We start from the raw sequence: 8,220 nt of genomic DNA, 5'->3' as shown, positions 1-8,220 counted from the left end.
CGGGGTGCGGGCGGGGGGGTGTGCTCCCGGGGGTCCCTCTGTGGGGGGGGTTGGCGGGGGGGGGTGGGGGGGGGGGGGCGCCGGGGCGCCGCCGGGGCGCCCCGCTTCGCGAACCCGACGCTTCGCGCGTCTCGACCGTTGCGCCTCAGCGCTTCGCGCGTCTCGGCACTTCGCGGACCTCAGTGCACGACCGGCAGTTCCAGCACCGACCCCCGGTCCCCGCCCCAGCCGATCCGGTAGTCCGCCCGCCCGTCGGCCGGCAGCAGCTGGAAGGAGTCCGGGTTGGCGGCGGCGACGGTGAGCCTGATCCGCTCGCCGGAGCGGAACAGCGCCGAGACGGGCTGGAGGTCGATGGTGACGCGCTGGGCGCTCCCCTGCGGGAAGTCCTCGGCGTCCTCGGCCGCGTAGCTGCGCGGCGTGCGCAGCCGGCGCCAGTCCGGGTTGTCCGAGCGGTCGGCCACCGCCCTGTCCTCCAGGGCGAGTTGGCCTTCCGTCAGGTACGTGACCCGGCCGTCCGGCGCGACGTCCTCCAGGTAGACGTGCAGGGCGCCACGTGCCGAGCCCGCCAGTCCGGTGACGTCGAGGGTGACCTTGCCGTTGCCGGTGACCCTGGTGTCGGCGGTCAGCGGCGCCGTGGTGTAGCCGAGCAGCTTGGCGTCGACGGCGGCACGGTCGGGGTAACTGACCTCGTCGCCGCTGAGGTTGGTGTTCCAGCGGTCCAGCGGGCCGGTGCCGGCGGTCGGGTCGAGGTGCAGCGGGTCAAAGCCGCGGCGGTGGTCGTCGGCCCGGCCGGCGAGCGTGCCGCCCGCGCCGAGGTGGAACCGCTGGGTGCGGGTGCCTGGCACCGGCCAGCGGGTGGTGGTGCGCCAGACGCCCTCGTTGAAGGTGTAGTAGTGCACCTGTCGGCGGCCGTCGGGGCGGGCGTCGCCGCGCACGTAGCGGTCGAAGAAGTCGAACACGCGCCGGTCGTTCTCGTCGTGTTCCCGCTCGGTGAGCGGGCGGGCGGGCTGGAACGGGTCGGCGAGCCACCCGGCGCCGTGGTTCCACGGGCCGATCCAGACGTCCTGGGTGTTGGACAGACCGGTGAACTGGGAGAGCGTCCCGTTGGCGGTGCCGGCGTCGAGCCAGCCGGCCCGGGTCAGGACGGGCACCCGGCCGTCCTCGATCGCCTCGGTCCGTTCGCCGACGCTGCCGACCGTCCAGCTCTTCGGTCCGTCCCGGTAGTCGCGGTGGACGCCGGTGTGCGCCATCTCGACGAGGTTGGCGTTGTCCGCGTGCTCGGCGCGGGCGGCGGCGAGCAGGGCCGGCCCGTCGGGGCCGTCGACCGGCCGGGGCTGGAGCCCGGTGAGGCCGACGTCGGCGCAGAGCTTCCGGGTCCGCTCGTCGGTCTCGCAGGTGGTGCCGCCGGCCTGGTCGAGGACGCGCAGCAGCAGCGCGTACTGGGCGATGCGCGGTTCGATGAGCACGCCGCCGGGGCGGACCAGGTCCTCGTACGGGTCGAAGTCGTAGGAGATCGGGGCGGCGGCGGTGATGTGGTGGTTGCCGAGGGCGGTGGCGAGCATCGCGGTGTCGCCGCCGTAGGAGATGCCGGTGGTACCGACCCGGCCGTTGGACCAGGGCTGGGAGGCGATCCAGTCGCCGAGCGGGCCGCTGTCGGCGGTCAGGTCGGCGCCGAGTTCGGAGGTGAGGGTGCCGAAGGAGGCCCCGGTGCCGCGCAGGTCGGCGGTCACGAAGGCGTAGCCGCGGGCGGTCCACCGCTGTGCCTCGCCGCTGACGCCGTCGCTCTGACCGGCGCGGACCTTCGCCCGCCAGTAGCGGTTGGTGACCAGCACGGTGGGCAGTCGGGCGCCGGCCCGGGTGCCCTCGGGGAGGTGGACGTCGACGGCGAGGCGGACCCCGTCCGGCATCGCCACGTAGAGCGACCGCCGCGGTGGCTCGGCGGGGCCGGCGGGCGTGGCGGCGGCCGCCGGGGCGACCGAGAGTCCGAGCACGGCGGCGGCCGCGAGCAGCGCCGCCGGCGGGCGGCGCGGCAGCCCCCGCCTCATCGGACGGTCGCCTTCCAGGGGCCTTCCTCCGGGCGTGCCTCGCGGTCCGTGCCGGGCCAGGGCGGCATGGTGACGGCGGTGATCCGCAGCGGCCCGTCGGAGTCCTCGTCCGCCCGGAACTGGAACGCGGTGCCCAGCGGTATCGACACCGCCGTTCCGGGCGCGAGCCGTACGGTCTCCTCGCGCCCGCCCTGGCGGCGCCACAGCTCGCCGCTGCCCGCGGTGACCTGCCACAGCTCCTGCACCGTGGCGTGCGACACCGCGTGGGTCACCTGGCCGGGGGTGAGCGTGAAGACCGCGAGGCTCCCGGATCCCTCCAGCACCAGCAGCGGGCGCACCTCGGCCCCGTCCGGGGCGGTCACCACCTCGGCGTCCCCCACGTCCGCGGTGCCGAAGGGCTGGTGCCCTGTGTGATGTCCCATGTGACGACCTGGCCTCTCATCCGAGTGAGTAGCGTGGTCTCGTCCCCCACCGTCGATGGGATCACGGGCCCCCGGCCGTCCGCCAGGGCGCGGCTACCCTGAGACGACCCCGATCCGGCCCCGGCCCTCCCCGGACTCCTGGCCTCCTCCCGTGGTCGGATCGGCTCCGAAGTCGCGCACCGCCTCGGTGACGATCGCCTCCAGGCGGGCGTGGTGGGCGCCGCGCCAGTAGGCCTGTCCGCAGTCGGCGCACTGGGCGAAGACGTCGTAGGAGCGCTCGGTGCCGTCCCGCAGTTGCTCGCGCACCGAGGTCTTGGTGGCCGGGTGCAGCGTGCCGTTGCAGGCGGTGCAGCGGCTCCAGGGGGCGAGCGGAGGCGCGAAGCGGGAGAGCACGTCGCGCAGTTGCTCGGCGGGGCGGTGGCTGTAGACGTAGGCGCCGGCCCACAGTTCGCGGCGGCGCAGCAGGCCGCGGTCGCGGGAGAGCATGATCCGCTGCTCGGCGGCCGAGCGGGCGGCCAGGGCGGCGTCGCCGATGTCGGGGTTCTCGTACGCGGCGTCCACGCCGAGCAGGCGCAGCCGGCGGGCGAGGGTGCCGAGGTGGACGTCCAGCAGGAAGCGCGCCGGGGCGGGCGAGCGCTGCGGCCTGGTGACGGCCCGGACGGAGATCTCCTCGCCGTCGGCCGGCACGTGGGTGTCGGGCACGGCCCGGCCGTCCACCAGCAGGGCGCCGACCTCGGTGAGCGGGACGCCCAGGGACTCGACGACGTGGCCGAGGGTGGAGGTGCCGTCGGTGCGCAGCGCGGTGCTGCCGGCCCGCCGGGGCGCGGAGACGAAGAGGTGCAGCTCGGGGGCGAAGTCGAGGCTGATCTGGGGTCGGTCCACGCGGCCAGCATGCCAGCGGGCGGCGGGCCGGGGCCACCGGGTTTCCGGCCCGCCGTCGGACCGGCCCTCCCGGGGCGCGCGGTGGCCGTCCGGGCCCAGGCGGCGGCCGACGCGGGCGAGGTCAGGCGGCCGGCAGCACGGGCGGGCTCAGGCGGCCGCCGACGCGCGCGGGCTCAGACGGCCGCCGCGACCACCGTCGACGGTGACACCGGGTGACCGCGGTCGCGCGCCGCCCAGCGGGCGACCGGCCCCATCGCGTACCCCGCCGCGAGGAACGCCCCGCCCAGGACCAGCCAGCCGACCAGGCCCCCGTCCAGCAGCAGTGTGGTGAGCAGCAGCGGCCCGAGGGTACGGGCGACGGCGACGCCGGTGCCGAAGAAGCCCTGGTACTGACCGATCCGCCCGGGCGGGGCGAGGTCGAAGGCGATCTGCCAGCTGCCGGCCGACTGCCGCATCTCCCCGGCCACCTGGAGGACGGAGGCCGCGACCAGCAGCGCGCCGACCGCCCAGACCGGCACGTCCAGCGCGGACAGTCCGAAGACGGCGCAGGAGGCGAGCAGCAGCAGCCCGGCGGAACGGACGGCCCGGGCGGCCGGGGCCAGTCCGGTGACGCCGCGTGCCGCCCGGACCTGGAAGGCCAGTACCGCGAGGGTGTTGAGCACGAACAGCGCCGAGCCGAGCCAGCCGATCCCGGGGGCGCGCGCGGCGATCCAGAGCGGGATGATCAGGCTGAGCAGCGGCATCCGCAGCAGCAGGACGGCGTTGACGGCCGTGACGGCGGCGTACCGGCGGTCGCGCAGTACGGCGAGGCGCGGCCCGGCGTCCGAGGACCCTGCCGCGGGCGGGGCTTCGGGCAGCCGCCGCAGGACCAGCGCGGCGAGCAGGAAGCCGAGCGCGGTGACCGCGAAGGCGGCCAGGTACGCGGCGCGGGTGCCCAGGCCGAGCGCGATGCCGCCGATCGCCGCGCCGACGGCCAGTCCGCCGTTGAGGGTGGACTGGATGTGGGCGAGCAGCGCGGTCCGCTGCGCGGGCGGCACCAGCGCGGCGACCAGTGCCTGCCGGGCGGCGGTCAGGCCGGACTGCGCGGTGGCGTAGAGGCAGACCGCGAGCAGGAACAGCGGGTAGGAGCGGATCACCAGGAAGGCGGTGACCACGGCCGCCGTGCCCAGCGCGAGCGCCACCGAGGTACGGCGCGGGCCGCGCCGGTCGGCGAGGTGCCCGAGCGGGACGCCGGCCAGGGAGCCGAGCGCCCAGGCGAGGGTAAGGCCGATTCCGAGGGCGGTCGGCGACATCCCGACGACCCTGGTGAAGTAGAGCGCGGAGCAGGTGTAGTAGGCGCCGTCGCCCACGGCGGCGGCCAACTGGGCGGCCGCGAGGGTCCGCTGGGGCCCGGCGGGCGGCAGGGCGCCCGGGCGGGCGGCTCGTTCGGTCGGCATGTCCTCTTCCTTCTCGTGTCTGCGGTCACCACCCGTCCGGGCCGGACGGGAGGGCCGGTCACCCACACGCGTCCACCTGTGTAAACGACTTCACGGACCGTCACCCCTACTCGCGACCGCCGGATGGGCGGCGCGCGGAACGGCTCTTCGCGACCGCGGCTCCGGCGCTCCCCCACCCTAGGAGAGAACCGGCCCAGTGGACCGGTCCAGTGATCAAGGAATTTCCTGGGCCAATCCGGCACGCCGCCGCACCGTCGACCGACCCCTGAACCCGCGTGCGAGGGGCTCCAGTTGGCGCCTCCGAGCCCTTCGAAGCGGTCCCGCCCCGGCCGCGCCCGCGCCGGTGAAGCGCCGTCCGTACCCGCTCCGAATCCGGCTCCGCCGAGCGCTGCAAAACCGCGATCGGACAGACCAGGGGCCAACTTTGACCGTGTTGACCCGTCAGTAGCGCCCTTTTATGCTCAACGGCGTTCGCGATCCGGCACCGGGCCGGGGCCGCCCAGCCCGCCCGTTCCGTCGCCGTCTCCGGTCCGAAGGGTGGCCTCCCCATCAGCACCTCCATCGCGCCCTCGGACTCCACCGACCGACCCGACGGCCCCGGGCACCCGCACACCCACCCCGCCGACGCTCCGGACGCCCCGGCATCGGACGGCGGCACCCGCCGACGGCGCTTCCTCACCTACCTGCTGGCCGCACCCACCCTCACCGTCGCCGCCGGCCTCGGCCTCGACACCGCCGCGCCCGCCACCGCGGATGCCGCCGCCCCGACGCCCGTCCCGCCCGCCGCCGCCGCCGTGACCGCCGTACCGGTCCGCGAGACGGCCCTCCCCCAGCAGCTGATCGGGCTGCCCGGCATCCCGGACATCGTCGACCTAGGCGACGCGATGATCATCGCCGGACTGCCGACCGCCCACCTGCTGGTCCTCGAGGTCACGGCCGACGGCCGCGCCGCACTCCACCTGCCCCGGCTGGAGGTCGGCCAGGGCCTCACCACCGCGATCGCCATGATCGTCGCCGAGGAGCTCGACGCCCGGCTCTCCGACGTCGACGTCCCGCTCTCCGACGCCCGCCCCGAACTGCTCTTCAACCAGCTGACCGGCGGCTCCAACTCGATCCGCTCGCTGTACGACCCGGTACGCGCCGCGGCCGCCGCCGCCCGGGCCCGGCTGGTGACCGCCGCCGCCAAGCGCTGGAACGTTCCCGCGGCCACCCTGCGCACCGCCGACTCCGCCGTCCTCGCCCCCGACGGCCGCCGCCTCGGCTACGGCGACCTCGCCGCCGAGGCGGCCCGCGTCGCCGTGCCCGCCGTCCCGGCCGTCCCCAAGACCGCCGACCAGCTGCGCCTGGTGGGCAGGCCGACCGGCCGGATCGACGCCCGCGACATCGTCACCGGCCGGGCCAAGTACGCCGGGGACCTCCAGGTCCCGGGCGCCGTGCCCACCGTGGTCGCCCGCCCCACCACCGTGGGCGGCACCCTCAAGTCCCTGGACGCCTCCGCCGCCCGCACCATGCCCGGCGTCCTCGGCGTGGTGCGGATCCCGACCGGTGTCGCCGTCCTCGCCGAGACCTTCGACCAGGCGCTCAAGGCCCGCGACGCGCTGGTCACCACCTGGAACCCGGGCCCGGTCGCCGGCCTGTCCGACGCCGACGTACGGTCCAAACTGCGGGCCGCCCACCTGCCGTCCCTCCCGCCGCCACTGCTCTCCCACCGGGTGGAGGGGGAGTTCGACTTCGCCTTCGTCAACCACGCCCCGATGGAGGTGCTCACCGCCGTCGCCGACGTCCGGCCGAACCGCGCCGAACTGTGGTTCGCCGCGCAGAGCCCGATCCTCGCCCAGGGCACCATCGCCAGGGAACTCGGCCTGCCGGAGAACGCCGTCACCGTCCACGTGGTGCGCGGCGGCGGCTCGTTCGGCCGCCGGCTGTTCTTCGACGCCGCCCTGGAGGCCGCCCAGGTCTCCAAGGCCGCCGGCCGCCCGGTCAAGCTGATGTGGACCCGCAACGACGACATGCGCCACGGCCGGGTGCGCCCCGCCAGCCACCACGTCATCCGGGCCACCTACGGCCTCGGCCAGGTGTTCAGCTGGGAGCACCACGTGGCCAGCGTCCGGACCGACCTCGGGCACGGCCTCGGCGACATGCTCACCGCCGCCGGCTACAACCTCCCGCTGGCCGGGCTCACCGCCTCCGAACTCTTCTTCCTGCTCACCGAGAAGATCCCGTACGACGTCGGCGTCCCCACCCAGCTGCTCGCCGAGCTGCCGCTGGAACTGCACACCGGCAGCTGGCGCTCGGTCTACTCGGGCACCGTCCGGGTCTCCGACGAGATCATGATGGACGAACTCGCCCGCGCGATGGGCCAGGACGAACTCTCCTTCCGCCGCGGCCGGATGCGCAGTGCCGCCGGACGGGCCGTGCTGGACGAGCTCGCCAGGCGCGGCAACTGGGGCCGCCCGATGCCCCCCGGCCAGGCCCAGGGCATCGGCTACCACGACGAGCACAGCGCCTGCGTCGCCTACCTGGTCGAGCTGGACGCCACCGACCGCGCCAACCCGCGGGTCACCAAGGCCGTCGTCGTCGCCGACGTCGGCCGGGTGATCAACCCCAGAGGTCTGGAGGCCCAGCTGACCGGCGCGCTGGTCGACGGCATCTCGGTGATCCTCCAGGCCGGCAACCACCTGGACAACGGGGCCTTCCGGGAGGGCAGTTACGGCGACTTCCACTACGCCCGGCAGCGGCACACCCCGCCGGTGGTCGAGATCCACCTGATGCCGCCGAGCGGACAGCCCGGCGGCGCGGGCGAACTCGGCGTCCCGGCCGCCTCCGCCGCCGTCGCCAACGCCTACGCCCGGGCGACCGGCACCAGTCCGCGCTCCTTCCCGATCAACTTCTGACCACCGGCTCCTGACCACCAGCTGAGGAATCCCGACTCCCCATGCCCACCCACACCTTCGTCCTCAACGGGAAGCCCGTCACCGTCGAGGCCCCGGACGACATGCCGCTGCTCTGGGTCCTGCGCGACAAGCTCGGCGTCACCGGCCCCAAGTACGGCTGCGGGGTGGGCGTCTGCCGCGCCTGCACCAGCCACCTGGACGGCCAGGAGTTCCAGCCCTGCACCCGGTCCGTCAAGGACTGCGAGGGCCACACCGTCACCACCATCGAGGGCCTGGCCGACGGCGAGGTGCTGCACCCCGTCCAGGAGGCCTGGCTCGCCTGCGACGTCGCCCAGTGCGGCTTCTGCCAGCCGGGCCAGATCATGACCGCCGTCGCCCTGCTGCGCCGCACCCCGAACCCGACGGACGCGGACATCGACCAGATCCAGAACATCTGCCGCTGCGGCACCTACCCGCGCATCCGCGAGGCGATCAAGCAGGCCGCCGCCCGACAGGGCGCCAAGCCCTGACACGGGCGGCACGTCCTGACGCGGGCAGCAAA

General features: G+C 75.2%; 6 protein-coding genes. 2 read left to right on the top strand and 4 right to left on the bottom strand.

All coding sequences use genetic code 11. From position 1 onward, the window contains the following. Positions 1–179 precede the first annotated feature (179 nt). The 4 genes from ACGF0D_RS35895 to ACGF0D_RS35880 all read right to left on the bottom strand — a co-directional run bounded on the left by ACGF0D_RS35895 (position 180) and on the right by ACGF0D_RS35880 (position 4,785). Entirely contained in the window at positions 180–2,045 is a 1,866-nt protein-coding gene (locus tag ACGF0D_RS35895) for a CocE/NonD family hydrolase (protein WP_392923522.1), read from the bottom strand. Next, positions 2,042–2,467 carry a cupin domain-containing protein gene (locus tag ACGF0D_RS35890; protein WP_392878103.1) on the bottom strand — a complete coding sequence of 142 codons (426 nt, stop codon included), beginning with the start codon at positions 2,465–2,467 and terminating at the stop codon, positions 2,042–2,044. Before ACGF0D_RS35890 ends, ACGF0D_RS35895 begins: the two co-directional genes overlap by 4 nt. Positions 2,468–2,560: 93 nt before the next feature. Then, positions 2,561–3,349 carry a Mut7-C RNAse domain-containing protein gene (locus ACGF0D_RS35885; RefSeq protein WP_392878105.1) on the bottom strand — a complete coding sequence of 263 codons (789 nt, stop codon included), beginning with the start codon at positions 3,347–3,349 and terminating at the stop codon, positions 2,561–2,563. 173 nt (positions 3,350–3,522) lie between these two features. Continuing rightward, positions 3,523–4,785: an MFS transporter gene (locus tag ACGF0D_RS35880; protein ID WP_392923519.1), complete on the bottom strand. Its 1,263-nt coding sequence runs from the start codon at positions 4,783–4,785 to the stop codon at positions 3,523–3,525. Between the two features lie 794 nt (positions 4,786–5,579). Between ACGF0D_RS35880 and ACGF0D_RS35875 the strand changes: the two genes are divergently transcribed. Together ACGF0D_RS35875 and ACGF0D_RS35870 are read left to right on the top strand one after the other, a co-directional pair. Continuing rightward, positions 5,580–7,679 (top strand): molybdopterin cofactor-binding domain-containing protein, encoded by a 2,100-nt coding sequence (locus ACGF0D_RS35875; protein ID WP_392878108.1) that lies wholly within the window; start codon positions 5,580–5,582, stop codon positions 7,677–7,679. Positions 7,680–7,720: 41 nt separating this feature from the next. Next, on the top strand, positions 7,721–8,188 hold the full coding sequence (locus ACGF0D_RS35870; protein ID WP_392923516.1) for a (2Fe-2S)-binding protein: 468 nt from the start codon (positions 7,721–7,723) through the stop codon (positions 8,186–8,188). Positions 8,189–8,220: the final 32 nt, after the last annotated feature.

Source organism: Kitasatospora sp. NPDC048298, from assembly GCF_043201465.1.
Taxonomy (GTDB): Bacteria; Actinomycetota; Actinomycetes; order Streptomycetales; family Streptomycetaceae; genus Kitasatospora.
Note: the sequence above shows the minus strand (reverse complement) of the source record. Positions and strands in the feature narration are given on the sequence as shown.